This is a genomic window from Streptomyces mabaensis (assembly GCF_053763515.1).
On record NZ_JBSOPZ010000020.1, the window covers coordinates 54,675 to 79,255 of the forward strand.

Annotated in this window: 21 protein-coding genes, 6 tRNA genes and 1 riboswitch; of the genes, 12 read left to right on the plus strand and 15 right to left on the minus strand. The window is 70.4% G+C overall.

Annotated elements, in window-relative coordinates:
* Window positions 1-47: 47 nt before the first annotated feature.
* Window positions 48-182, minus strand: a riboswitch (cyclic di-AMP (ydaO/yuaA leader).
* A 242-nt stretch (window positions 183-424) separates the two neighbouring features.
* The 3 genes from ACWV17_RS19425 to ACWV17_RS19435 all read right to left on the minus strand — a co-directional run bounded on the left by ACWV17_RS19425 (window position 425) and on the right by ACWV17_RS19435 (window position 2,627).
* Entirely contained in the window at window positions 425-1,594 is a 1,170-nt protein-coding gene (locus ACWV17_RS19425) for a PP2C family protein-serine/threonine phosphatase (RefSeq protein ID WP_455360735.1), read from the minus strand.
* Window positions 1,595-1,676: 82 nt separating this feature from the next.
* Window positions 1,677-2,426 carry a MerR family transcriptional regulator gene (locus ACWV17_RS19430; RefSeq protein WP_455353145.1) on the minus strand — a complete coding sequence of 250 codons (750 nt, stop codon included), beginning with the start codon at window positions 2,424-2,426 and terminating at the stop codon, window positions 1,677-1,679.
* A 127-nt stretch (window positions 2,427-2,553) separates the two neighbouring features.
* Window positions 2,554-2,627, minus strand: a tRNA-Met gene (locus ACWV17_RS19435).
* Window positions 2,628-2,794: 167 nt separating this feature from the next.
* On the opposite strand from ACWV17_RS19435, the gene ACWV17_RS19440 reads away from it, so the two are divergent.
* The 3 genes from ACWV17_RS19440 to ACWV17_RS19450 all read left to right on the plus strand — a co-directional run bounded on the left by ACWV17_RS19440 (window position 2,795) and on the right by ACWV17_RS19450 (window position 3,792).
* The gene (locus tag ACWV17_RS19440) at window positions 2,795-3,010 is read left to right on the plus strand and encodes an antitoxin (RefSeq protein WP_455360736.1); all 216 of its coding nucleotides are present in this window, start codon (window positions 2,795-2,797) and stop codon (window positions 3,008-3,010) included.
* 415 nt (window positions 3,011-3,425) lie between these two features.
* Entirely contained in the window at window positions 3,426-3,641 is a 216-nt protein-coding gene (locus ACWV17_RS19445; protein ID WP_455360737.1) for a hypothetical protein, read from the plus strand.
* Window positions 3,642-3,663: 22 nt separating this feature from the next.
* Window positions 3,664-3,792 (plus strand): hypothetical protein, encoded by a 129-nt coding sequence (locus ACWV17_RS19450; protein WP_455360738.1) that lies wholly within the window; start codon window positions 3,664-3,666, stop codon window positions 3,790-3,792.
* A 148-nt stretch (window positions 3,793-3,940) separates the two neighbouring features.
* Here the strand turns inward: ACWV17_RS19450 and ACWV17_RS19455 are convergent.
* From ACWV17_RS19455 to ACWV17_RS19495, 9 genes are all read right to left on the minus strand, one after another.
* A tRNA-Lys gene (locus tag ACWV17_RS19455) sits at window positions 3,941-4,013 on the minus strand.
* 104 nt (window positions 4,014-4,117) lie between these two features.
* Window positions 4,118-5,818, minus strand: a complete 1,701-nt coding sequence (locus ACWV17_RS19460) for an FG-GAP-like repeat-containing protein (RefSeq protein ID WP_455360739.1) — start codon at window positions 5,816-5,818, stop codon at window positions 4,118-4,120.
* A complete protein-coding gene (locus tag ACWV17_RS19465) occupies window positions 5,815-6,984 on the minus strand; it encodes a hypothetical protein (protein WP_455360740.1) in 1,170 nt (389 codons plus the stop codon). Before ACWV17_RS19465 ends, ACWV17_RS19460 begins: the two co-directional genes overlap by 4 nt.
* A 27-nt stretch (window positions 6,985-7,011) precedes the next feature.
* The gene (locus ACWV17_RS19470) at window positions 7,012-8,565 is read right to left on the minus strand and encodes an FG-GAP-like repeat-containing protein (protein ID WP_455353136.1); all 1,554 of its coding nucleotides are present in this window, start codon (window positions 8,563-8,565) and stop codon (window positions 7,012-7,014) included.
* Between the two features lie 238 nt (window positions 8,566-8,803).
* The gene (locus tag ACWV17_RS19475; protein WP_455360741.1) at window positions 8,804-10,999 is read right to left on the minus strand and encodes a DEAD/DEAH box helicase; all 2,196 of its coding nucleotides are present in this window, start codon (window positions 10,997-10,999) and stop codon (window positions 8,804-8,806) included.
* Window positions 11,000-11,195: 196 nt separating this feature from the next.
* Window positions 11,196-11,735 carry a hypothetical protein gene (locus ACWV17_RS19480; RefSeq protein WP_455360742.1) on the minus strand — a complete coding sequence of 180 codons (540 nt, stop codon included), beginning with the start codon at window positions 11,733-11,735 and terminating at the stop codon, window positions 11,196-11,198.
* 121 nt (window positions 11,736-11,856) lie between these two features.
* Entirely contained in the window at window positions 11,857-12,219 is a 363-nt protein-coding gene (gene crcB / locus ACWV17_RS19485) for a fluoride efflux transporter CrcB (protein WP_455360743.1), read from the minus strand.
* Window positions 12,216-12,710: a fluoride efflux transporter CrcB gene (gene crcB, locus ACWV17_RS19490; protein ID WP_455360744.1), complete on the minus strand. Its 495-nt coding sequence runs from the start codon at window positions 12,708-12,710 to the stop codon at window positions 12,216-12,218. Before crcB (ACWV17_RS19490) ends, crcB (ACWV17_RS19485) begins: the two co-directional genes overlap by 4 nt.
* On the minus strand, window positions 12,707-13,057 hold the full coding sequence (locus ACWV17_RS19495; RefSeq protein WP_455353131.1) for a metallopeptidase family protein: 351 nt from the start codon (window positions 13,055-13,057) through the stop codon (window positions 12,707-12,709). The genes crcB (ACWV17_RS19490) and ACWV17_RS19495 overlap by 4 nt, the downstream gene beginning before the upstream one ends.
* A 74-nt stretch (window positions 13,058-13,131) precedes the next feature.
* On the opposite strand from ACWV17_RS19495, the gene ACWV17_RS19500 reads away from it, so the two are divergent.
* The 7 genes from ACWV17_RS19500 to ACWV17_RS19530 all read left to right on the plus strand — a co-directional run bounded on the left by ACWV17_RS19500 (window position 13,132) and on the right by ACWV17_RS19530 (window position 19,712).
* On the plus strand, window positions 13,132-14,649 hold the full coding sequence (locus ACWV17_RS19500; RefSeq protein WP_455360745.1) for a metallophosphoesterase family protein: 1,518 nt from the start codon (window positions 13,132-13,134) through the stop codon (window positions 14,647-14,649).
* Window positions 14,650-14,745: 96 nt separating this feature from the next.
* Window positions 14,746-14,818: transfer RNA gene (locus ACWV17_RS19505), tRNA-Glu, on the plus strand.
* A gap of 39 nt (window positions 14,819-14,857) precedes the next feature.
* A tRNA-Asp gene (locus ACWV17_RS19510) sits at window positions 14,858-14,932 on the plus strand.
* A 22-nt stretch (window positions 14,933-14,954) separates the two neighbouring features.
* Window positions 14,955-15,028, plus strand: a tRNA-Phe gene (locus tag ACWV17_RS19515).
* 108 nt (window positions 15,029-15,136) lie between these two features.
* On the plus strand, window positions 15,137-19,057 hold the full coding sequence (gene hrpA, locus ACWV17_RS19520) for an ATP-dependent RNA helicase HrpA (protein WP_455360746.1): 3,921 nt from the start codon (window positions 15,137-15,139) through the stop codon (window positions 19,055-19,057).
* A 94-nt stretch (window positions 19,058-19,151) separates the two neighbouring features.
* A tRNA-Asp gene (locus ACWV17_RS19525) sits at window positions 19,152-19,226 on the plus strand.
* Window positions 19,227-19,490: 264 nt separating this feature from the next.
* Complete coding sequence (locus ACWV17_RS19530) at window positions 19,491-19,712, plus strand: DUF6274 family protein (protein ID WP_455353128.1); 222 nt, start codon at window positions 19,491-19,493, stop codon at window positions 19,710-19,712.
* 324 nt (window positions 19,713-20,036) lie between these two features.
* On the opposite strand, the gene bldC is transcribed toward ACWV17_RS19530, so the two are convergent.
* Both bldC and ACWV17_RS19540 read right to left on the minus strand, forming a co-directional pair.
* Complete coding sequence (gene bldC, locus ACWV17_RS19535; protein ID WP_003949541.1) at window positions 20,037-20,243, minus strand: developmental transcriptional regulator BldC; 207 nt, start codon at window positions 20,241-20,243, stop codon at window positions 20,037-20,039.
* 467 nt (window positions 20,244-20,710) lie between these two features.
* Window positions 20,711-21,586, minus strand: a complete 876-nt coding sequence (locus ACWV17_RS19540) for a hypothetical protein (protein WP_455360747.1) — start codon at window positions 21,584-21,586, stop codon at window positions 20,711-20,713.
* 162 nt (window positions 21,587-21,748) lie between these two features.
* On the opposite strand from ACWV17_RS19540, the gene ACWV17_RS19545 reads away from it, so the two are divergent.
* On the plus strand, window positions 21,749-22,843 hold the full coding sequence (locus tag ACWV17_RS19545) for a Leu/Phe/Val dehydrogenase (RefSeq protein ID WP_455353126.1): 1,095 nt from the start codon (window positions 21,749-21,751) through the stop codon (window positions 22,841-22,843).
* A 297-nt stretch (window positions 22,844-23,140) separates the two neighbouring features.
* Window positions 23,141-23,392, plus strand: a complete 252-nt coding sequence (locus tag ACWV17_RS19550) for a DUF3073 domain-containing protein (RefSeq protein WP_455353125.1) — start codon at window positions 23,141-23,143, stop codon at window positions 23,390-23,392.
* An 88-nt stretch (window positions 23,393-23,480) separates the two neighbouring features.
* Here the strand turns inward: ACWV17_RS19550 and purM are convergent, their stop codons facing one another.
* Window positions 23,481-24,545 (minus strand): phosphoribosylformylglycinamidine cyclo-ligase, encoded by a 1,065-nt coding sequence (gene purM, locus ACWV17_RS19555; protein WP_455353124.1) that lies wholly within the window; start codon window positions 24,543-24,545, stop codon window positions 23,481-23,483.
* Window positions 24,546-24,581 lie beyond the last annotated feature (36 nt).

The following is a 24,581-nucleotide window of genomic DNA, read 5'->3' on the forward strand; positions in this document are numbered from 1 at the left end:
CCGGGTTACTTCGGGGGCAGGGGTGTTGGACGCCACGGAGGCGTGCTCCTTTCCTTCCTTCTCGCCTACCGGGTTAGCTGACGGGTTCGGAGCAGGAAGGTCTCCTACGGGCCGGTTTCAGCCCGATTCACCCCAAGTTGGTGGTTCCCCGGTTCCCTTGCGGAATTCGGCGCACGCGCACGGTGCCGTCTCTTGCGACGGCTGGGACGACCGCGCTGCGTTATCGAACGTTAATAGACACCGGGGCGCTATTCCAAGCTGTTCCTGTTGATCGTTAACGCTCTCCACCGGGACTTTCCGGGACAGGAAGGGGTGATACCGGGCGAGTTGACCGCCGCTCATAAACCACCCTCACCCTGATGGTTCGTCAATTGTTATGCGGAGGGCTCCGCTTCGATTACGGAGGGTGTCCGTGCCCTTCCGGTCACGCCTGCCGGACTACCGGGACGGTGGTACGCCGGTCCGGCTGCCCCTCCAGCGGGCGGCCGACCGCGAGCAGCGCCATGTCGTCCGTCGAGCTGCCCCCGGTGTACCGCCGCACATCGGTGACGAGCGCGGTCAGCAGCGCTTCCGGCCCGGGAAAGATCCGGCCACGCAGCCGCTCCTGCGGGTCGTAGAAGACGCCAGCCCCGTCCCGCGCCTCGGACAGCCCGTCGGTGTAGAGGAGCAGCGTTGCCCCGGCCGGAAACCCGCTCTCCTCCCCGCGGTCGGGCCAGCTGGCCAGGTCGCCCATGCCGAGCGGCAGTGCCGGTTCGGCGGGCTTGAGCGTCTCCAGCGTCCCGTCGGCGTGCAGCAGCAGGGGGTCCGGATGCCCCCGGTTGACCAGCCGCAGCACGTGCCCGCCGCGCGGGATCTCCGCCAGCACGGCGGTGGTGAAACCCTCCACCGCGTCGAGGCTGTCCCGGCGGGTCCCCTCGCGTGTCAGGGCCCGCTCCAGCCGCTGCGCGACGCCTTCGAGCGAGGACTCCTGCTCGGCGGCCTCGCGGAAGGCCCCGATGAGGATGGCGACCGCCTCCACCGCGTCGAGCCCCTTGCCCCGTACGTCGCCGACGACCAGGCGTACCCCGTACGGCGTGTCCTGTACGGCATAGAGATCGCCGCCGATGAACGCGTCCGCCTGCGCCGCCTCGTACCGGGCGGCGATGTGGAGTCCGCCGATCCGGTCGGCCGGCGCGGGGAGCACGGCCCGCTGGGCCGCCTCCGCGATCCCGCGCGCGGAGGCGAGCTGTTCGCCACTGAGACGTACCACCCGGTTGGTGAGCAGCGCCAGACCGGCCACCGTCAGCACGGTGGCCAGCTCGGTCAGCGACGCCGCCTGCCACATCGTCCCGTTGTGGAGGTGCAGGGCCAGCACGGCGAGGCAGGCGGTCACGCCGGTCAGGAACGTGGTGCCGAGCGAGAACAGCGGCGCGGCGATGAGCGGCGCGGCCGAGAAGAAGGGCGACCCCGTGAACCTCGGCGGGGTGGAGAGGTCGAAGACCAGCCCGACGACGATCAGCAGCGCGGGCAGCGCACGGACGAACCGGCGCGCGGCCCTGCTCCCGATGCCTTCGTCCGGGTCCTGGTCCTCGATGTGCCCTCCTTCGTGCCCCACTCACCCAGCCTGTCCGCAGGCCACGGGGGCGGCGACCGGGCAACGGCCAACCGGGCGAGCGGGACGCGGCCGCGGCCCGGAGCTACTCGTCGGACAGGTGCCGCTCGCCGTAGATCCTCATCGCGTCGCGGACGAACGCCGCCGTACCGGCTCCGTGCTGGTCATACGTGGCGGTGAAGCGCGGGTCGGAGACGTACATCTCGCCGAGCCCGATGAAGTACGAGCGGGTCGGGGTGACCGTCCCCGACAGCCACTCGTAGTGCCGCCGCGTGATGGCCTGCACCTCGTCACTGCCGGCGGCCTTCCCCTCCTGGAGCGCCCGCGCGAAGGCCTGGGCGATGGAGACCTGCCGCTCCATGAACTCCCGCTTCTGCTCCGGGGTGAGCGAGCGCCACCAGCGGTCGCCCTCCTCATACGCCTGCCGGCCCCAGCGCTCGGTCACCTCAGGCTCGTACTGCGTGTGATCGAAGCCGTCCAGCATTTCCTCAGCCATGAGCTGTTCCCCTCTCTCGGTCTTGTGGAGAGTGGTCCGCACCGAGGCGATCTGCCGCCCGATGCGCTCGCGCTCCTGCTCCAGCAGGTCCAGGTGCGTCCGCAGGGCCGCCGCGGTGTCCCGCTGCCCCGCGAGCACCTCCGCGATGGCGGGCAGGCCGAGCCCCAGCTCACGCAGCAGCAGGATGCGCTGCAGGCGTACGAGCGCGTCCTGCCCGTAGTAGCGGTAGCCGTTGCTGCCGATACGGCTGGGCTCGAGCAGCCCGAGATCGCCGTAGTGCCGCAGCGTCCGGCTGGTGGTCCCGGCGCGCCGGGCGATTTCCTGGATCGACCACTCCATGCCCTGAACGCTAAATCTTGACGTTGCGTAAAGGTCAAGCGCTGGGGCGGGCGGGCCCGCGAACACGACTAAGCCCGGATATGACAAAGGCCCGGATCCATCAGGATCCGGGCCTCTGCCTCTTCAGTAGCGGGGACAGGATTTGAACCTGCGACCTCTGGGTTATGAGCCCAGCGAGCTACCGAGCTGCTCCACCCCGCGTCGGTAAACACAACCCTACGCCATCCGGGACGGCGCCATGACCAATTAGGCCCCGAGCGGGGATCCGGCCGCCGCCGAGGGCGGTCCGGCGCCGGGACGCGGGAATGCGGGATCGGGCGGGCGCGTCCATCCTGGGAGTCAGTGACCCCCACCAGGGAGGACGAGCCATGTCGATGCTCGACAAGCTCAAAGGCCTGATCAAGGGCCATGAGGACACTGCCAGCCAAGGCGTCGAGAAGGGCGGCGACGCCATCGACGCGAGGACGCAGGGCAGGCACCGCCGCCACGTCGACACCGCCCAGCAGAAGATGAACGACCAGCTGGGCACCACCCGCGAACCCCCCACCCCGGGCGACGACCGCCCGCCGCCGCCCCGCCCCTGACCCCGCCCCCCGCGCGCCCCGACCGGAGACCCCCGGCCGGGGCGCCGGCACGGGGTGGCCCCGGCCGGGGTGCGCGGCAACACCGGCGTACAGGGACGGCCTCCGGCAACCGGGCTGGCGCCGAGACGGCGCGCGACACCTACGCGTACGACTCCGACGGCATCACGGGGCTTCAGCCGGCGACACCGCGAAGGCCCGCGACTACTCGGGGACGGCGTACAACCCGTTCGCCTGACCGCGCGGCCGGCACAGCCAGGTCGAATCCAGGCAGTGCCGACGCGCAAAGGCCCGTGACGACGCAGCGTCAGATCCGCGTCCTTACCCGCGGCCGGGAGAGCCGACTAAGTGACCGCGATGATGCGGGTCACCGCCGGTCGTGTCAGCTCACGATCGTGGGGACTGCCGTCCAGGGTCGGTGCAGGGTCAGCCCCTCGATCAGTGCGTCAAGGACCCTGGTCGGCACGACTCGACGGTCCTGGACCGCACCGTGGACGCGATCCGGGTGGCCGGATACGAGGTGGACACCGCCCTGTGGGCCGGTCCCAATGACGAGCTGGTTGCGGTCGCCGCCTCGTGCTCGCATGCCCCGAACTGCACCATCCGGCCGATGCCGAAGCCGGAGTGGCCCTAGCCTGTGGGCAGGAGGTAAGGCCATGGCGGAATGGATTGACCCGCGCTACGCGGAACTGGTCGCGGCGTGGAATCGGACGCAGACCCCGGACTCGCGCGACCCTGAGCCCAGGCCCGTGAGGGGATTCCTCATCCCCACGCCGAAGGACTGAGCTCCCACCCGAGCCCCGGCCGCCAGCACCACGCGGCCGGGGCTTCTTCGTTCCGTGATCATTTACCCCTCGGGCCAGCAGACGCCCACTTTGTCCTCGAAAACAAGATCAGCCCCAGGCCAGAGTGATCTGACCTGGGGCTGAGCGGTAGGCCGTGTGGGACTCGAACCCACAACCAACGGATTAAAAGTCCGCTGCTCTGCCAATTGAGCTAACGGCCCTCGGCACAACACCCCAGAGCATAGCCGGACAGCTCCCCGCAGCCGATCGGGTATCCGGGGGTGTGCCCCCGGCGAGGTGCTCGCCGGGGGCACACCGGGGCGTATCAGAAGATACTCTTGTAGCTCTGCCAGTTGGTTCCGAGCAGCTTCGAGCCGCCGAACGAACCTGCCCCGTTGCCGTTGTTGCGCCACAGGTTGCCCGCCGTGTCGCGGGACACCAGGTCGGCCTTGCCATCACCGGAAAGGTCTCCGATGCCGATCACGGTGTCGCGGTTGGCGCCCCAGTCGCTGAACACCAGCACCCGGCTCCGGAACGTGCCGTTGTCACGCCCGTCGAGGCGCCAGAGCTCGTTCGAGCCGTCCTGCAGGAGCAGGTCGCCGTTGCCGTCGCCGTTGAGGTCGCCGACGCCGACGACCTTCTTGTACGCGGACCACGCAGAACTGATCTTCACGCCGGACTGCAGCCGCCCGTCAGCCCTGCTCGCGTACAGCCAGATGTCCCCGGTGCTCGCGGCCCGGCCGATCAGGTCCGGCAGCCCGTCGCCGGTGATGTCGCCGGGCGAGGTGATCACGTTGTGCACGTTCCAGCCGGCGCCGAGCGGAATGTAGGCGGAGTCGCTCTGGAGGCTGATCATTTCGCACCCGCCGTCGTAGCGGCGCAGCTCGCCGGCCGTGGTGCGCATCAGGACGTCGTTGCAGCCGTCGTCCGTCGGGTCGCCGAACGCCACGTGGGCGTTGATGCCGTTCCAGCCCCCGGACTGCTCCGCGCTCTGCCGGACCGTGCCGTCGGCCTGTCCCGCGCGCTGGTACAGGAATCCGGCGTCGCTCGTGGCGAACAGGTCGGGAATGCCGTCGGGCCCGAAGTCGTGGCGCTGGGCCGTGCCCGCAGAGACGCCCAGCTCCCCGGTCCCGACGAAGTCCCCGCCGAGGCCGTTCAACGGTACGGCACGCATGGTCCAGGTGTACGTGCCGGACGGGACGGGCCGACCCGAGGCGTTCTTCCCGTCCCAGTGCACTCCGACGCCCCGGAGCGACGCGCCGCCCTTGACCGTGGCGTGCAGCTGCCCCGTCACCTTGTTGCGGAACTCGACGCTCCAGGACGCCACGGGTCCCGCGAACTCCCACCGGGTGTCCCAGCCCTCGTTCTTCCGCGGCCAGACACCGTTCGAGTCGACGGACCGGGCCCGCGCCGTCTCCAGGGCGGTCGCGACACCGGTCGCCACGATGTGCGTGGCCCCCTCCGCGTCCGTGTAAGCGACATGCCCGCGGTACTTGTCCACGGTCCAGTTCACCCGCCGGTCCGTCGCGGCCTTGCCCTGCGGCAGCTCGGCGAGCGTGCGGGTCTGCGCGGCTCCCGAGTGCACCTCGGTCAGCCGCAGTTCGCCGCCCGCGTGGCGGACGGTGAAGCCGTCACCGAGCAGGACGTCGCCGCCCTCCACGGGGACGCTCCTCCTCGCCGTACGGTCGTACACACCGGCCGCGCCGTCCTGGCCGCAGGACCAGTACAGCCAGCGGCCGAGTGCCTGGATCTCCGTCGGCACACAGGGCGCGCCGGTGTTGACGGTCTCCAGCGGCTTGGACTCGCGGAGGTCGTACGCGGCGAGGGTGCCGGCGGTGGCGGCTGCGGTCCACAGCACGTCTTCGGAGAGGGCGGCGGCCCCCGGCGCGAGCGCGCGTCCCGTCTCGACGACGTACTGCTTGCCGTCCGTACCGCTCTTGTAGATCGTGTAGTCGTGCGAGGCGTCGACGATCCGCCCGTCGCGGCCGTTGACGATCTTCCGGGAGGCGCCGGACGTCGCGATCACGTCGTTGCTCTCCCCGGGGACCACCCACTGCGCCGCGGATTCGGAGGTCTCGAAGACAGCTTGCCCCGGCTGAGCGACAGCCCGTACCGCACGGGACGGTTGGTGCCGATCTTGAAGAACTCGGCCGGCGCGGACGCGCCGGGAGCGATGCGGCGCGCGGCCCAGTCGGAGATCCCGGCGCCGCCGACGACCAGGACCCCGCCGTCCGGCGCTCCGAAGAGCGAGGACACCTCGGGCAGGACGGTCCTCGCGTCACCGCCGCCGACCGGCACCGCGTACAGCGGGTCGTCGATCCCGTCCGTCGGCTTGGCACCGAGACGGGCGGCGAGGACGGAGTCGGCGGTGAGCGCGATGCGGTAACTGCCGTCGCTCACAGGCAGGGCCGGGAGAGCGACCGTGTGCCCGGCGGCGGGGTCGGTGCGCGAGACCACCTGGACCGCTCCGCCCTCGTACAGCGCGAAGTACTGGTCGTTGACGGCGGTGGCGGCGGGCCGGGCGGTTGCGCTGGGCCAGGACTTGGACCAGGTGGCCTGGCCCGAGGCGAAGTCGATCCAGGCGTACCGGTAGTCGGCACCGACGTGGAAAGCCAGCAGCCCGCCCTTGGCGTCCGCCGCCTGGAGCATCGGATTGAGCGCACCCGCGGGCAGTCCCTGGACCTCCCGCACGCTCCAGTTGCCGCCGGTACCGGTCAGCAGACCGACACGTCCGTCATACCCGGTCACGGTGAGCAGTCCGTCCGCGGTGCCCACGGCGCGCACGAACCGGTGTCCCTCCGGCAGGGTGTGAGCCGTGGTCCGGCCCGTGCCCGTGTCGAAGACCTGGAGTGTGTCCCGCTGGTTCAAGAGCGTGTGCGCGACCACCTCGCTGCCGTCGGGCAGCACGGCGGCCCTGCCGAGAAGCGGGCTCTGCGGGAGGGGCCACGTGGTCTTCCCGTCGTACGAGCGCCACTCGTACGCCGTGGCGCCCTCGGCCCGGTAAAGGTGACCGGTCGCGCCGGGCAGGCTGAAGACGTCGTCGTACGGCCGCTCCCCGGAGACCGGCTTGATCACCGCTTCCGGCGGCGTGTCGGCGAGCGCGGGGACCGCGCCCAGCGGCGCGAGGCCGAGAGCGAGTCCGAACGTCGTGGCAACGGCGACACCGCTGCGTATCAGGGCACGTCGGCCCACTGGCTTTCTCCTCATGAGTTGTAGGCGTCAGCCGATGCTGACGTAGCCCTTCCACTGGGTGGTGGCGAGCTGCTTGCGGGTCGGGAACCCGCCCTTGTTGTCCGCGTTGTAGAGGTACGCCGCGCCGGCGGGCGTACGCGCGACGAAGTCCTGGCGGCCGTCGGCGTCCATGTCGCCGCTCGCGACGATCACGTTGAAGGCGTTCCAGCCGGAACTGACCTTCGTGCGAGGCGCGAAGCCGCCCTTGCCGTTGCCGCGGTACAGCCACAGCACACCGGCGGCGTCACGGGCGATCAGATCCGAGCGTCCGTCGCCGGACAGATCACCGCGGCCGGTGAGCGCGGTGAACGACCCCCAGCCCGTGCCGGACTTGGTGCGCGCCGCGAGCTTGCCGTCGGCAGTACCGCGGTACAGCCACAGCACGCCCGAACCGTCACGGGCCAGGATGTCGGGGTAGCCGTCACCGGAGATGTCGCGGGCGGGCACGATCCGGTTGTAGATGTTCCAGCCGCTGCCGAGCTGGACCTTTGCGGCGCGGTCCAGACGGCCTTCGTTCTCGGGCTGTACGAAACGGTGGAGCCGGCCGTCCTTGGCACGGCCCAGCAGGTCGCCCTGTCCGTCGCCGCTGGAGTCACCCAGCTGGGACAGGTAGTTGAACTCGTTGTTCCAGTCGTTGAACAGACCGATGCTGTCGGCGCCGCAGTCACGCCGACCGTCGACGTCCGTTCCGCAGACGTCCACGAGCCCGTTGCCTTCCCGGGCGATGACCGTTCCGCTCTGCCCCCATGTGCTGCTCACCTCGACGTCACGGGCTCCCTCGATCACCTGCGGCCGGTAGGTCCGCAGGTTCGTGTAGAGCCGGACGCCCTCCGCGGCACAGCCGTTGACTCGCGTGGCCGAGATCGCGATGAGTTTGCCGCCCGCCACCAGCGCACCGCCGGCGTCGCCCACACAGCGCTCGTCGGCCGGAGCGGGTGCCGTGCCGGCCGCCGGGGACGTGCAGAGCATTCCGGCGGGGAGGGTACGGCCGAGCAGCGCGGCACAGTCGGCGGCGGAGCGCACGACAGCCCGCTCCGCGTGCCTGGCGCGCTCGGAATCGGCAGTGGCACCCGTCCACGAGTAGAACGTCGCCGGGACGCCCGGAGCGTAGAGAGACGCATCGCCCGCTGACGCCAGGCTGGGCCGGGCCGATGCGGGAGTGTTCATCCCGTGCTGGGTCACCGCGATTCCCGCGGCTCCCGTCGCGTAGTCGTACCGCGGGTGTACCCGGTAGCGGGGCCCGCCGACACCGCTGTTCAGGGCGCCCGTCGCAAGGGTGTACTCCCATGCGGTGTCCTCACCGCTGCGCCCGGTGAAGCAGTCGGGCGCGGCGAGTGCCCGCGAGGCACTCAGCACGATGCCGGTGCACGCCCGATGCCGCCCGTCGTCACTGAACGACAGCGGTACCAGCCACGCCGGCACCGTCGCATCCACCGCCTGCGCCGGGGCCGCTCCCCCGGTCAGACCGGCCAGGACCGCGCCGGCCACTGCCGTGGCGGTGGCCAGGCGGCCGAATCTCTGGACACGTCGACGTTGAGCCAACAGGGGTCCCTCCCCAGGGTGCCGGGGCACGGGGACGGCAGGCGCCTGTCAGCAGGCGCGCGAACGTAAGAAATGCCCCCCGGCACTACCCCCATGCGAGTGCTCAGACATTAACAGCAGTCTCAGAGGCAACGGAAGGTTCATTTCGAACGCGTTCAAGCAGTCAAGCAGGCAGGGCCTGTACCCCACCGAGGTGGGGTACAGGCCCTGCCCTGTGTGCTGTCAGACGCGGCGCGTGTCAGCCGTTGCGCTTCCAGCGCGGCTTGTCGTCGCGGCGGCCGAAGGTGCCGGTGTTCGTGCCGGTGCCGGTGCCACCGCGGTGGTCGTCACGACGACCGTACGGGCGGTCGTTGCCACCCGTGCGGTGGCCGCCCGCGGGGCGGTCGTCGCGGCGGTCGCGGTTGAACGGGCGGTCGCTGCCGCGGTGGCCGCCGGAGGGGCGGTCGTCACGACGGTCGAACGAACGGCCACCCGAGGGACGGTCGTCGCGGCGGTCGAAGGAACGGCCACCGGACGGGCGGTCGTCACGACGGTCGAACGAACGGCCACCCGTGGGGCGGTCGTCACGGCGGAAGCCACCCGACGGGCGGTCGTCGCGGCGGAAACCACCGGACGGACGGTCATCGCGGCGGAAGCCACCGGACGGGCGGTCGTCACGGCGGAAACCGCCCGACGGACGGTCGTCGCGGCGGTCGCGGTTGAAGCCACCGCGGTCGTCGCGGCGCTCGAACGAACGGCCACCGGACGGGCGGTCTTCACGACGGTCACGGTTGAAGCCGCCCCGGTCGCCCCGGTCGCCGCCCCGGTCACCGCGGTCGTAGCCACCGCGGTCATTGCCACGACGCTCGAAGTTGCCCCGCTCGTCCCGGCGGTCGGCCGTCGCCTGCTCCGGCACGGAAGCCGCGGCAGCGGCCGCGACCTCGGCCTCGGCGGCCTCCGTCACCTCGGCGACAGCGGCCTCCGGGTCCTCGCCACGCTCGCGCGCGGCACGGGCGACCAGGCGGTCGGCCTCCTCGCGGAGTTCGACCGCGCGGCGCTGGATGCGCTCGAGCTGCTTGGTGAGGTCCTGGACCTCGCGCTCGGCCTGCTTGGCGGCGTTGTTCGCGGAGTCGGCCTGGACCTCGGTCAGCGAACGGGCGCCGGTGATCTCGGCGACCTCGGGGTCGAACGCGCCGGCCCCGCCGACGATGTGGCGCGAGGCGTCGACGCCCGCGTCCTCCATCAGCCGGAAGATCTGACGGCGCTGGTGCGGCAGCGACAGCGAGACGACGACACCGGACTTGCCGGCGCGGGCGGTACGGCCCGAGCGGTGCAGGTAGTCCTTGTGGTCACCGGCCGGGTCCACGTTCAGCACCAGGTCGATGCCGTCGACGTGGATACCGCGGGCGGCGACGTCGGTGGCGACGAGCGCGTTGACGTACCCGTCCTTGAAGTCGGCCAGCGTGCGGGTCCGCGCGCCCTGGGTCATACCGCCGTGCAGCGCGTCGGCCTTCACGCCCGACTCGCGCAGCTGCTCCGCGATACGGTCCGCGCCCAGCTGGGTGCGGACGAAGATGATCGTGCGGCCCTTGCGCGCGGCGATGGCGGCGGTGACCGGCGCCTTGTCCTTCGGCTTCACGACGAGGACGTGGTGCGACATCGTCGAGACGTTGCCCTGCGCGCTGTCGACCTCGTGGCTGACCGGGTCGACGAGGTAGCGGCGGACCAGGGTGCTGATCTCGTTCTCCATGGTGGCGGAGAAGAGCATGCGCTGGCCGCCGGCCGGCACCTGGTCGAGCAGCTCGGTGACCTCGGGCAGGAAGCCCAGGTCGGACATCTGGTCGGCCTCGTCGAGGACCGCGACCTGGACGTTCTCCAGGGAGCAGGCGCCACGGTTGATGACGTCGCGCAGGCGGCCCGGGGTGGCGACGAGGACGTCGACGCCACGCTCCAGGGCGTAGATCTGGTTGCCCATCGACGTACCGCCGCAGACGACCTTGATCTTCAGGCCGAGGACGTCGCCGTACGGCTGGAGGGCGTCGGCGACCTGCATCGCCAGTTCGCGGGTCGGGGTGAGGATGACCGCGCGGGGCTTCTTCTTCTCGGTGTGGCCGCCGGCCAGCAGGGCGAGCGTCGGCAGACCGAAGGAGAGGGTCTTGCCGGAGCCGGTGCGGCCGCGGCCGAGGATGTCCTTGCCGGCCAGGGCGTCCGGGATGGTCGCGGCCTGGATCGGGAAGGGGGTGGTCACACCGTTCTGCGCGAGCTTGCGGACGATGCCCTCGGGCAGCCCCAGGTCGCCGAAGGTGATCTGCGGGGTCTCGGGGCTCTCGGGGCCATCGGGGGTCGTCTCGGCCGTCTCCGCCGCTTCGGCCGTCTCGACGGACGCGACGATGTCTACGCCCTCGACGGACTCGTTCTCGGGCATGACGGTGTGGTCAGTACTGGAAATGGACATGCGAAATGCGAAACCTTCCGGAGTCTCGGCACGCGCCCAAACTCCGTGAATCGCAAATGCGACCGCCTCAATGCGGTCAGCCACGGCAAGGGAGAGTACGCGCCACGCGGCGCGCTTCTGTTTACGGCGCCGGGCAATGGGATCAAACGATCTATAACCATACGCACCCTCCCCCCTGTCTGGCAAACCGGCCCCCCTACATCGGTCCCACCTGCGGCGATGCCTGCGGCTCGCGCTGCGCCGCGGCCCGGTCGGAGCTCGCCTCCGGCTGCGTCGACGGGGTGGTGGAGGGCTCCGGTTCGGGGTCCGGAGTCGGCGTCACCGCCGGCGGCTCACTCACGGGCGGTTCCGGGTCGGGTGTACGGGTGGGCGTGTCCTCGCCCGTCGGCTCGGGGGCGTGCGGCCCCGGGTCCGGCCGGCCGGGCTCGGGGGTCGGACCGCCCGGGGCGCCGGCCGATCCGCTCGGGCTCGGCGACGCGTCGTCGGCACCGCCGTCACCGTCCCGGCCGTGCTTGCCGCCCTTGCCCCCCTTGCCGTTGTGGTCCCCGTGGCCGTTCGTACGGACGCGGCCGTCCGGACCCAGCACCCCGCCGTCGGGTTCGGCGGCGCCCTGCCGGCCCGCCGGGGCGGAGGGCGCGGGCTTCCCCGAGTCGTCGCTCACACTCATGCAGCCCGCGGACGCCGCGACCGCGAGTGCGGAGACGGCCAGTCGGACGGGAACGGGAAACTGACGCACGGGCGGCACCTCCGGGGCGCGGGCGAGCGGGGTCAATGTGCCCAACTCCCTTTGCCCCGTAAGGGACACGCGCGGGCCGTAACGGACTGGGCGCAAGGCATCCGCCAGGTCCTGTCCGGACCTAACTCAGCAGTCCTTCGCCGAGCGCCTCGCCCAGAACCACGGCGCCGAGCCCCACCAGCACGGACGTGGCCACATTCGCCACCGCGAAGAACTTCCGGCCGAGCTCGGCCAGTCGCAGCGTCTCGTACGAGAAGGTCGAGTACGTCGTCAGCGCCCCGCACAGGCCGGTGCCAAGCAGCGCGTACACCTCCGAGGAGACCGCCGCCCCCAACAGCACCCCCAGCACCAGGCTGCCCGCGGCGTTCACCACCAGCGTCCCCCAGGGGAACACCCCATCGTGCCGCGCCTGCACCGCACGGTCCGTCAGATACCGCAGCGGAGCCCCCACGGCGGCGCCCACCACCACCAGCAGCCAGTTCACCGGACCACCGCCCGGGTCGCCGAGGCCCCCAGCCACACCGCCGCCAGCGCCGCCAGCGCCGTGCCGCCCGCGTACGCCAGCGCCGTGCCGGTCTCCCCGCGCTCCAGCAGGTCCCTGAAGTCCACGGCGTACGTCGAGAAGGTCGTGAACCCGCCGAGCACGCCCACCCCCAGGAACGGCCGCACGAGCGGATGCGCCGACCGGCCGTGCTCGCCGATCAGCGCCATCAGCACCCCGATCAGCGCGCAGCCCAGCACATTGACCCAGAAGACCGCCCACGGAAAGGCGCCCTGTGGGGTGGGCCACAGCAGCGAGGCCCCGTAGCGCGCCGACGCCCCCGCCGCCCCGCCCACCGAGATCGCCGACAGCACCCACCACTTCCCATGGCCGACGGTCTCCGCGCGCTGGGCGGGCGCACGCAGATCGACGTCCGGATCGATCGGCTCGCCGGATCCGGACCCCGGCCCAGCCCGGTCCGGGGGCGAACTCATCCGTACCCCAGCGCGTGCAGCCGCGCGTCGTCGATGCCGAAGTGATGGGCGATCTCATGCACGACCGTGATCTCGGTCTCCGTCACCACGTCCTCCCGCGACTCGCACATCCGCAGCGTCGGCCCCCGGTAGATGGTGATCCGGTCCGGCAGCACACCCGCGTACCACTCCCCGCGGTCGGTCAGCGGAGTCCCCTCGTACAGACCGAGCAGCTCGGGGTCGTCCGTCGGGGGCTCGTCCTCCACGAACACCGCGACGTTGTCCATCAGTCGCGTCAGTTCGGGCGGGATGCGGTCCAGGGCCTCGGCGACAAGCTCCTCGAACTCCTCACGCGTCATTTCCAGCACCCGGCCATTGTCACGCATTCCACCGAACGAACCGGTGCCGCATGTCCGCGCCGCTACGCGGGCATACGGCACCAATGCCCCTCCCCCCGCACCGCCGGCTCCGTGCCTGGTTCGAGCGCGCGACCGACCGCTCGGCCGACCGCGCGCCCGGCCGCGCGCGCCGTGCGCCGACCGCCGTCCTGACCCGCTCCCCGCACCCCGTCGCCCGGGCCACGGGCATGGTGGCCGTCGTGGTGCTCGGCGCGTGGCTGGGCCTGCTGATCGTCGGCAGCGTCCGTACGCCCGTGGGTCCCGTCGATACCAACATGACCCTGCGGCCGTCCCTCTCCGGGGGCACCAAGATCAACGTGTCACCGCTGGGCGCGCTCGAACTGAGCTCCCATGTCGCCCCGCTCCGGCTCGACGTGGACGTCGACCGGCTCGACCCGGCCCGTTCGGCGGCCCTGGTCGAGCACCCCGAACGGATCTCCGGTCTGGAGGACGAGATCGTCCGCGACGTCGGCCGCGGCACGGTCGACCTGGCCGTACGGTCCTGTGTCGCCGTCGTCTCGGGAGCGACCGCGCTGGGGCTGGCCGTCTACCGCCGCCCGCGCCCCGCGCTCGCCGCCGGCGGCCTCGCCCTCGCGCTGCTGGCGGCGTCCGGCGCGACCGCGTTCGCCACCTGGAACCCGAAGTCGGTCCTGGAGCCCAAGTTCTCCGGGCTGCTGGCCGGCGCCCCGTCCGTCGTCGGCAACGCGCGCAGCATCGTCACCGAATTCGATGTGTACCAGCAGGAATTGGCCCGGCTGGTGACGAACGTGACCAAGCTGTACGAAGCGACGTCGACCCTCCCCGCGTACCAGCCGGACCCGGCCACGATGCGTGTCCTGCACGTCTCCGACATCCACCTCAACCCCGCCGCCTGGCACATCATCGGCTCGCTCGTCGAGCAGTACGACATCGACGTGATCATCGACTCCGGCGACACCATGGACCACGGCAGCACCGCCGAGAACGCCTTCCTCGACCCGATCCCCGACCTCGGCGCGCCCTATGTCTGGGTCCGCGGCAACCACGACTCGCGCGCGACTCAGGCGTACCTCTCCAAGCTCAAGAACGTGCACGTCCTCGACGACAACCGGGCCGTCACGGTCGCCGGACTGCGGGTGGCCGGCACCGGCGACCCGCAGTTCACGCCGGACCGCACGGTCAGGGCCCAGGGCGACCCGGCCGAGCGGATGGCCGGCCTGCGCCTCGCCTCCGCACTGCGCGACCAGGCGGCGGCCGGGACCCCGGTGGACATCGCGGTCGCGCACAACCCGGTCGCGGCGCGCGAGACCGACGGCGCGGTCCCGCTCGTACTCGCCGGACATGTGCACCACCGGGTGAACGAGGTCATGCGGTTCGGCACCCGGCTGAAGATCGAGGGCTCGACGGGCGGCGGCGGCCTGCGCGCGCTCCAGAACAAGGAACCGGAGAAGGTCCGGACCTCGGTGCTCTACCTGGACCGCACCACCAAACGGCTGCAGGCCTGGGACGAGATCACGCTGGGCGGCCTGGGCCTGACAACAGCCGAGGTCAGCCGCCACCTCCCGGCCCCACCGCGCCCCTAGGGCTGGCCGGGCGGAAACCGTTTTGGCGATAGCTCCCCGCATCCCATATGCTTCACACGTCCCCGACGCGCTGCGAAGCGCCCAGGTGGGCCCTTAGCCCTCATCGTCTAGTGGCCCAGGACGCCGCCCTTTCAAGGCGGTAGCACGGGTTCGAATCCCGTTGGGGGCACGCAACACCATGTGCGAGACTTGTTCTCGCACATTGCTTGGTCCTGTGGAGCAGTTTGGAGTGCTCGCCACCCTGTCAAGGTGGAGGCCGCGGGTTCAAATCCCGTCAGGACCGCTGCGGCTCGCAAGAGCTGCGTGGCTGGGTAGCTCAGTTGGTACGAGCGATCGCCTGAAAAGCGATAGGTCGCCGGTTCGACCCCGGCCCCAGCCACTGGTCGAAAGGCCCCCGTCCGAGGACGGGGGCCTTTCGCGTGTCCCGGGCCACGCCCCGTAAATGGGTTCGCCACCCGGTTCCGGCGGGTGAGATCCTGAATCAGGTATGTCTACTTCCTTCGCAGCCCTGCAGACCGTCCTCGAAGAGCTGTCGCTCCGCGACGCCCACCGGCTCGGCCGCCGCCTCGAGGGCGCCCGCCGCATCCGCAAGCCCGAGGCCCGCCAGGCGGTGCTCGACGAGATCGCCGCCGAGGCGGACAAGTCCGCGCAGCGGGTCGCCCTGCGGGCTGCCCGTAGGCCGGCGGTCACGTACCCCGAGTCGCTGCCGGTCAGCCAGCGGAAGGACGACATCGCCGACGCGATACGGGACCACCAGGTCGTGATCGTCGCGGGCGAGACCGGCTCGGGCAAGACGACCCAGATCCCCAAGATCTGTATGGAGCTGGGCCGCGGTGTGAAGGGCATGATCGGGCACACCCAGCCCCGCCGGATCGCCGCGCGCACGGTCGCCGAGCGGATCGCGGACGAGCTGCGGACCCCGCTGGGCGAGGCGGTCGGCTGGAAGGTCCGGTTCACCGACCAGGTCGACCAGGACTCCACCTTCGTCAAGCTGATGACGGACGGCATCCTCCTCGCGGAGATCCAGACCGACCGCGAGCTGCGCGCGTACGACACGATCATCATCGACGAGGCCCACGAGCGGTCCCTCAACATCGACTTCCTGCTGGGCTATCTGGCGCAGCTGCTGCCCAGGCGCCCCGACCTCAAGGTCGTGATCACCTCCGCGACGATCGACCCGGAGCGCTTCTCCCGCCACTTCGGCGACGCACCCATCGTCGAGGTCAGCGGCCGTACGTATCCGGTGGAGGTCCGCTACCGCCCGCTCCTGGAGGACGACAGCGAGGAGTCCGACCGCGACCAGATCACCGCGATCTGCGACGCCGTCGACGAGCTCCAGTCCGCCGGCCCGGGCGACGTCCTGGTCTTCCTGTCCGGCGAGCGGGAGATCCGCGACACGGCGGACGCGCTGAACAAGAAGAACCTCCGGTTCACGGAAGTCCTCCCGCTGTATGCGCGGCTTTCGCACGCCGAGCAGCACCGGGTGTTCCAGCAACACACCGGCCGCCGGATCGTCCTCGCGACGAACGTCGCCGAGACCTCCCTCACCGTCCCGGGCATCAAGTACGTGATCGACCCGGGCACCGCGCGGATCTCCCGCTACAGCCACCGCACCAAGGTCCAGCGGCTGCCCATCGAGCGGATCTCGCAGGCCAGCGCCAACCAGCGCAAGGGCCGCTGCGGCCGTACGTCCGACGGCATCTGCATCCGGCTGTACTCCGAGGACGACTTCCTGACCCGCCCGGAGTTCACGGACGCGGAGATCCTCCGGACGAACCTGGCGTCCGTCATCCTCCAGATGACCGCGGCCGGCCTCGGCGAGATCGAGAAGTTCCCCTTCATCGACCCGCCGGACCACCGCAACATCCGCGACGGCGTGCAGCTGCTCCAGGAGCTGGGGGCGCTCGACCCGACGGAGAAGGATCCGAAGAAGCGTCTGACGCCGATGGGCCGCAAGCTCTCCCAGCTCCCCGTCGACCCGCGGCTGGCCCGTATGGTCGTCGAGGCGGACCGGAACAACTGCGTGCGCGAGGTCATGGTCATCGCGGCCGCGCTCTCGATCCAGGACCCGCGCGAGCGCCCGTCCGACAAGCAGCAGCAGGCGGACCAGCAGCACGCCCGCTTCAAGGACGAGACCAGCGACTTCCTGGCCTTCCTCAATCTGTGGCGGTACATCCGCGAGCAGCAGAAGGAGCGGGGCTCGTCGTCGTTCCGCCGGATGTGCAAGCAGGAGTACCTCAACTTCCTGCGCATCCGCGAATGGCAGGACATCTACGCGCAGCTGCGCTCGGTCGCCAAGACGATGGGCATCCACCTCTCCGAGCAGGACGCGTCCGAACAGGCCGTCCACACCTCGCTCCTCGCCGGGCTGTTGTCGCACATCGGCCTGAAGGACACCGACAAGAACGAGTACCTGGGCGCGCGCAGCGCGAAGTTCGCCGTCTTCCCGGGGTCCGCGCTCTTCAAGAAGCAGCCGCGCTTCCTCATGTCGGCGGAGCTCGTCGAGACGTCCCGCCTGTGGGCCCGGGTCAACGCGAAGATCGAGCCGGAGTGGGTCGAGCCGGTCGCGCAGCATCTGATCAAGCGCACGTACAGCGAACCGCACTGGGAGAAGGACCAGGCGGCCGTGATGGCGTACGAGAAGGTCACGCTGTACGGCGTACCGATCGTCGCGCAGCGCAAGATCAACTACGGCCGGATCGACGCCGAGACGAGCCGTGACCTTTTCATCCGCAACGCGCTGGTCGAGGGCGACTGGCGTACCCACCACAAGTTCTTCGCCGACAACCGCAAACTCCTGACCGAGGTCGAGGAGTTGGAGCACCGGGCCCGGCGCCGCGACATCCTGGTGGACGACGAGACACTCTTCGACTTCTACGACCAGCGCATTCCCGAACACGTCGTGTCCGGCGCGCACTTCGACTCGTGGTGGAAGCAGAAGAAGCGCGACGAGCCGGAGTTGCTCGACTTCGAGCGCTCCATGCTCATCAACGAGTCGGCCGAGGCCGTCACGAAGGACGACTACCCCGACTCCTGGCGGCAGGGCACGCTCAAGTTCCGGGTGACGTACCAGTTCGAGCCGGGCGCGGACGCCGACGGTGTGACCGTCCACATCCCGCTCCAGGTGCTGAACCAGGTCACCTCTGAAGGCTTCGACTGGCAGATCCCGGGCCTGCGCGAGGAGGTCGTCACCGAGCTGATCCGCTCGCTGCCCAAGCCGGTCCGCCGGCACTACGTCCCGGCCCCGAACTACGCCAAGGCGTTCCTGGACCGGGCGGTCCCCCTGCAGGAGCCCCTCCCGCTGACTCTGGCGCGCGAGCTGAAGCGGATGGTCGGCGTCCCGGTGACGGCGGAGGACTTCGACCTCTCCCGGGTACCGGACCACCTGAAGATCACCTTCCGGATCATCGACGAGCGCCGTCGCAAGCTGGCCGAGGACAAGGACCTCGAAGCGCTCCGACTGGCTCTCAAGCCCAAGGCCCGCCAGGCCCTCTCCAAGGCCGCCGCGGCCTCCGCCGGCCCCTCGGGCGAGTCCGTCGAGCGCACGGGCCTGACGGACTGGACGATCGGCACGCTGTCACGCACCTTCGAGACCCGCCGGGCGGGCCAGCCGGTCAAGGCCTACCCGGCACTGGTCGACGCCGGCGACACCGTCTCCGTACGGCTCTTCGACACCGAGGCCGAGCAGCAGCAGGCGATGTGGCGGGGCACCCGGAAGCTGATCCTGCTGAACATCCCGGTCAACCCGGCCAAGTTCGCCTCGGACAAGCTGACGAACCAGCAGAAGCTGGCCCTGTCCCGCAATCCGCACGGCTCGATCCAGGCGCTCTTCGACGACTGCGCGACGGCCGCGGCGGACCGGCTGATCGCCGAGCACGGGGGCCCGGCGTGGGACGAGGAATCGTTCCGCAAGCTGTACGACAAGGTGCGCGCCGACCTCGTCGACACGACCGTACGGACGGTGGGCCAGGTCCAGCAGATCCTGGCCGCCTGGCAGTCCTGTGAGCGCCGGCTGAAGGCCGCGTCGAGCCCGGCCCTGCTGGCGAACCTCACCGACGTACGGGACCACCTGGCGCGGCTCGTACCGCCGGGATTCGTGACGGGGACCGGCCTGCGCCGGCTGCCCGACCTGATGCGCTACCTCGTCGCGGTGGACCGCCGGCTCCAGCAGATGCCGACCGGCGTCCAGCGCGACACCACGCGCATGGAGAAGGTCCACGAGATGCAGGACGAGTACGCCTGGCTGCTGGAGCAGATGCCGCAGGGCAGGCCGGTCCCGCAGGAGGTACTGGACATCCGCTGGATGATCGAGGAACTGCGCGTCAGCTACTTCGCGCACGCGCTGGGCACGGCCTTCCCGGTCTCCGACAAGCGCATCGTGAAGGCGATCGACGCCGCCGCGCCATGACACGGCGCGGTACGTGCCCCGGAGTTCGACCGCAGCCCCTGAGCTGCTGTACAGTCTCTCTCGCAGCCAACGCACATCTGAGGCTGTGAAACCTGGTCCTGTGGAGCAGTTTGGAGTGCTCGCCACCCTGTCAAGGTGGAGGCCGCGGGTTCAAATCCCGTCAGGACCGCATGAATGCCAGAGCCCGCATCCCCGCCGGATGCGGGCTCTGGCGCTGTTCGCCCCGGACCGCGCCCCGGAGGCCACGCCACGCGGCGAAGCCGCCATCGGATACAGCAAATCCCGTCAGGACCGCAGAGAAGTACCGCAGTAGACGAAGGCCCGGATCCCCTGGATCCGGGCCTTCGTCGTGTCCGGGCGTGTCCCGTCGTCTTGACGGAGTCACCCGCCCCCGGTACCCAGAAGAGAACGGGGAAGCCGGGAGGTGGCGCGTATGGCGGCGTCGGCAGCGAGGCACGAGACACGCGCACTGCTCCGGGCCCATCTGGCGGCCGCCTCGGGCTACCGGCACTTCACCCGCCACTGCCCGATCTGCCATCAGCTGCTGCGGCTCGCGATGGAGCCCACCGCACCCCGCCGCCCCCGAAGGGCGGCCGAGGCCGCCGTCGACGCCTCCGCCGAGGCCTGTGAGGACGAAACTCCCCCGCCGGCCTGAGCTCCTGGCAAGCAACAGGCCATGTGACGGGTGTCACCTCACGAGTTTTCAGAAGTGGTCAACTTACCCTCCCCTTACACCTCGTCAATTTAATATGTGCAATTGCACCTTGAGGGAGCGCCACCCGCGGGCACAAAAAAGATCGCGCTGGACCCGGCGGAGTCCAGCGCGATCGACGACAACGCACCCGTACAGCGAGGGTGAGGCACCTGTTGGGGCAGGGGCCGGTCGTATGGAGCTAGGTGGGCGGCACCGGATTGGGGGACCCGGAGAATGCCCGGTAAAGCGGGGGTGTAACGGGGTGTTTCAAGGTGTTGCTGTTGTTCAGGCCTCGCTGCGCTGCTGCGGAATTCCCGCAAGCAGTGCGCGGACCTCAGCCTCGCGGTAACGCCGGTGTCCACCCAGCGTGCGGATGGACGTGAGCTTGCCTGCCTTGGCCCAACGGGTCACCGTCTTCGGGTCCACGCGGAACATCGTGGCAACCTCAGCCGGGGTCAGCAGCGGCTCGGCATCAGGGGTGCGAGCGGTCATGAGCGGCCTCCTCGGGAGAACCGAACCATCACGGTTCTTTCCTCTAAATTCTGCACCTTGACCCACGTTGCCCGAAATGGCAGACGCGGGCCGAGTCGGTTATAGGACGAACGGCTTGTCCTCGGCACTACAACTACACCATCCGTCCAGCCACGTCGGCCAAACCGATGGAATTGCCCTCTCAGGTGTTCATCAGCGGCGGAAGCCGATGGACCATGCCATAGCGGACAGTCACACCCCCGTGACGATCAGTCACAGGGAGACCAGGGGTCACAAGACCCCCCATAGAGTGCAATGCCGAGCAATCCCCCCAAAGTTGGGTGGAAGGAGTCCTCCCCCGGACTCCTTGTCCTATTTTGGCACGAGGGTGGGGGAACGGCGCAAGAGACCAGTAAGTGCCGTCCGTCACGCTTGACACAAAGGCCCTGATCCGTGCGGAGTTCCCGGTCCGTCAGGTGTCGTGGGTCTCAGTTCGCGAAGAGACGTTCCCGTACGGCCCGCCAGCGTTCCGAGAGCCGCCCGTACGCCTCGTCCGCGCCGGCCTCGTCCCCGTCCCGCAGGGCGGCGATCCCCTCGGCCAGATCCGCGGCCGACCGGTCCGCCGTGAGCTGGGCCTCCGGGAGGGTGTGCACCAGACCCCCGTAGTCGAGCTCGACCAGTGAGCGGGGGTGGAATTCCTCCAGCCAGGCCCCCACATCTACCAGGCCGTCGATCAGCGGACCCGCCTCGGAGACGTCCCGCAGCGTCTTCAGGGCGCGCGCCACCCGCCGCCTGGCCTGCACCATCGGGGTCCGGTAGCGCAGCCGCTCGCCCTGCTCGTACTCGCGCTCCTCGTCCGAGAAGAGCGCGAACCAGCGCACCGGCACCTGCCACACCGCGCCGCGGATCCACGGGCGCGCGTCGGGGTTCCGCTCCCGCCACCGCTCGTAGTCCGCGGCCGCCTGCCGGCGCACGACCGGCGGCAGCGCCGCGTCCAGCACCGGGGCGGGAAAGTCCTCCACCAGCTCCTCCAGCGCCTGCCAGCCCCGCAGCCTGGTCCGCCAGGGACAGACGACCAGCACCCCGTCCACCGTCGCGGTGAACGCGTCGGCGCTCTCGTGCACCGGTACCGGAACCGGCGGAGTGGGCAGCAAGTCGGCCAGGGAGCGCCGGAGTTCGTCCTGGTACGTGGGCGTGGCCGCACGGGCGGCGTAACGCGTCCAGTGGGTCCGCTCGGGCTCGGGAAAGGCGGCCAGCGGCTCGTACACGCGCAGATAGGACGCGTACGGGACGATCAATGCCGACGCCTTGGTCACGCTCACTCCCTCGCCGGTGCCGCCGGGCCGCCCCGATGCCCTGCCCATGCGGAATGCTGTAAATCGTCCCATGCCCGTACTCCGGGAGGGGGTGATCCGCGACACCGCCTCCCTGGTCCGGCTCCGCAGGACTTACTCTCTTGCCCACCGGCTCTCCCCCACCCACAGGGAGGGCGTCCCCGCCGCTTCTCTTACATGGGAGTCACCACCGTGACCGACGTAACCGACGGCGTCCTGCACACCCTGTTCCGATCGGAGCAGGGGGGCCACGAGCAAGTCGTGCTCTGCCAGGACCGTGCCAGTGGCCTGAAGGCCGTCATCGCCATCCACTCGACCGCCCTGGGCCCCGCCCTCGGCGGCACGCGCTTCCACGCGTACGCCTCCGACGAGGAGGCCGTCCTGGACGCGCTCAACCTCGCCCGCGGCATGTCGTACAAGAACGCCATGGCCGGGCTCGACCACGGTGGTGGCAAGGCCGTGATCATCGGCGACCCGGACACCCTCAAGAGTGAGGCGCTGCTGCTCGCCTACGGCCGGTTCGTGGACTCCCTGGGTGGCCGCTACGTCACCGCGTGCGACGTCGGCACGTACGTCGCGGACATGGACGTCGTCGCCCGCGAGACCCGCTGGGCGACCGGCCGCTCCCCCGAGAACGGCGGCGCCGGCGACTCCTCCGTCCTGACCGCCTTCGGTGTCTTCCAGGGCATGCGCGCGAGCGCCCAGCACCTGTGGGGGGACCCGACGCTGCGCGGCCGCAAGGTCGGCGTCGCGGGCGTCGGCAAGGTCGGTCACCACCTCGTGGAGCACCTGCTGGCGGACGGCGCCGAGGTCGTGATCACGGACGTACGGGCCGAGTCGGTACAGCGGATCCTCGACAGGCACCCGGGCAACCCGGCCGTCATGGCGGTCGCGGACACCGACGCGCTGATCCGGACCGAGGGGCTCGACATCTACGCCCCGTGCGCGCTCGGCGGCGCCCTGAACGACGCCAGCGTCCCGGCGCTCACCGCCACGGTGGTCTGCGGCGCGGCCAACAACCAGCTCGCCCACCCGGGCGTGGAGAAGGACCTCGCGGACCGCGGGATCCTCTACGCGCCGGACTACGTGGTGAACGCCGGCGGTGTGATCCAGGTCGCGGACGAGCTGCACGGCTTCGACTTCGACCGGTGCAAGGCGAAGGCCTCGAAGATCTTCGACACCACCCTGGCCATATTCGCTCGTGCGAAGACGGACGGCATTCCGCCGGCCGCGGCGGCCGACCGGATCGCCGAACAGCGCATGGCCGAGGCCCGCGCCACGCGCTGACGCACCACCTGATCAGGGCCTGGTGGGAGGACCCGGCGGAGGGCGGCGAGAGATGGCTCACTGCCCTTCGGCGGGTCGACCCCCGAGAAGAGGTTAAAATCGCAGCTGACCAGCGAGTACGGGGCGTCTCGCTGGTCCTGCACCGAGGCACGTCATGCGGGCGGCGTACCGTATGGCCGCGGAAGCAGGTACCGTTGAAGCCCTACGGACCGGTCTCTCCCCGAGAGTCCGTTCCGACTCATGAACGCGTGTCAAGACTCTGGGGCCGTCGAGCCCCGTCACCGAGGGGGTCGAGCCATGGGGCGCGGCCGGGCCAAGGCCAAGCAGACAAAGGTCGCCCGCCAGCTGAAGTACAACAGCGGCGGGACTGACCTCTCGCGTCTGGCCAACGAGCTGGGCGCTTCGACTTCGAACCAGCCGCCTAACGGCGAGCCGTTCGAGGACGACGACGAGGAAGACGACCCGTACGCCCAGTACGCGGATCTGTACAACGATGACGACGACGAGGACGAAGAGTCCGGTCCGTCATCGCAGCGTCGCGGCGCTTGACTCTGCATATCTTCATCACCTGACCCGGTCCGGGGGCTCGCCCCGGACCGGGTTCTGTGCTGCCTCGGGGGCCTACTTCGCGGCGCCTTTAATTTGAGTACGTGCCGGTGAGAGCCGCGCCCGAGGCGTGCTCGCCGCGCTCGGTGATCTCACCGGCCACCCAGGCGTCGACGCCGCGGTCGGCCAGTGTGGCGAGCGCCACGTCCACCGACTGCTCGGGGACGACGGCGATCATGCCCACGCCCATGTTGAGCGTCTTCTCCAGCTCCAGCCGCTCGACCTGACCCGCCTTGCCGACCAGGTCGAAGACCGCGCCCGGAGTCCACGTGGAACGGTCCACAGTGGCGTGCAGGTGGTCCGGGATCACCCGGGCCAGGTTGTTGGCCAGACCGCCGCCGGTGACGTGCGAGAAGGCGTGCACCTCGGTCGTACGGGTGAGCGCCAGGCAGTCCAGCGAGTAGATCTTGGTGGGCTCCAGCAGCTCCTCGCCGAGGGTGCGGCCGAACTCCTCGACCTCGCGGTCGAGCGCCCAGCCGGCCCGGTCGAAGACCACATGCCTGACCAGCGAGTACCCGTTCGAGTGAAGACCGGAGGACGCCATCGCGATCACCGCGTCACCCGTACGGATACGGTCCGCGCCGAGCAGCTGGTCGGCCTCCACCACGCCCGTACCGGCGCCGGCCACATCGAAGTCGTCCGGGCCCAGCAGGCCCGGGTGCTCGGCGGTCTCGCCGCCGACCAGGGCGCAGCCGGCCAGTACACAGCCCTCGGCGATGCCCTTCACGATCGCGGCGACACGCTCGGGGTGGACCTTGCCGACGCAGATGTAGTCGGTCATGAACAGCGGCTCGGCACCGCAGACCACCAGGTCGTCGACGACCATGCCGACGAGGTCGTGGCCGATGGAGTCGTACACGCCCATCTTGCGGGCGAGGTCGACCTTCGTGCCGACGCCGTCGGTGGCGGAGGCGAGCAGCGGACGCTCGTAGCGCTTGAGGGCGGAGGCGTCGAAGAGGCCGGCGAAGCCGCCCAGGCCGCCGAGAACCTCGGGGCGCTGCGTCTTCTTCACCCACTCCTTCATGAGCTCGACGGCGCGGTCGCCCGCCTCGATGTCGACGCCCGCGGCCGCGTAGGACGCACCAGTCTCAGACATTGTCCGGGATCTTTCGGATTGGTTGGACGGGGCCTT

Excerpts from the sequence above, each read along its gene's own strand:
- bldC (WP_003949541.1), bottom strand. The coding sequence starts at position 20,243 with ATGACCGCTCGCACCCCTGATGCCGAGCCGCTGCTGACCCCGGCTGAG.
- ACWV17_RS19475 (WP_455360741.1), bottom strand. The coding sequence starts at position 10,999 with ATGTCCATTTCCAGTACTGACCACACCGTCATGCCCGAGAACGAGTCC.
- purM (WP_455353124.1), bottom strand. The coding sequence starts at position 24,545 with ATGTCTGAGACTGGTGCGTCCTACGCGGCCGCGGGCGTCGACATCGAG.
- ACWV17_RS19430 (WP_455353145.1), bottom strand. The coding sequence starts at position 2,426 with ATGGAGTGGTCGATCCAGGAAATCGCCCGGCGCGCCGGGACCACCAGC.
- ACWV17_RS19500 (WP_455360745.1), top strand. The coding sequence starts at position 13,132 with ATGCCCCTCCCCCCGCACCGCCGGCTCCGTGCCTGGTTCGAGCGCGCG.
- hrpA (WP_455360746.1), top strand. The coding sequence starts at position 15,137 with ATGTCTACTTCCTTCGCAGCCCTGCAGACCGTCCTCGAAGAGCTGTCG.
- ACWV17_RS19540 (WP_455360747.1), bottom strand. The coding sequence starts at position 21,586 with ATGGGCAGGGCATCGGGGCGGCCCGGCGGCACCGGCGAGGGAGTGAGC.
- ACWV17_RS19440 (WP_455360736.1), top strand. The coding sequence starts at position 2,795 with ATGTCGATGCTCGACAAGCTCAAAGGCCTGATCAAGGGCCATGAGGAC.
- ACWV17_RS19450 (WP_455360738.1), top strand. The coding sequence starts at position 3,664 with ATGGCGGAATGGATTGACCCGCGCTACGCGGAACTGGTCGCGGCGTGG.
- ACWV17_RS19550 (WP_455353125.1), top strand. The coding sequence starts at position 23,141 with ATGGGGCGCGGCCGGGCCAAGGCCAAGCAGACAAAGGTCGCCCGCCAG.
- crcB (WP_455360744.1), bottom strand. The coding sequence starts at position 12,710 with ATGAGTTCGCCCCCGGACCGGGCTGGGCCGGGGTCCGGATCCGGCGAG.
- ACWV17_RS19530 (WP_455353128.1), top strand. The coding sequence starts at position 19,491 with ATGGCGGCGTCGGCAGCGAGGCACGAGACACGCGCACTGCTCCGGGCC.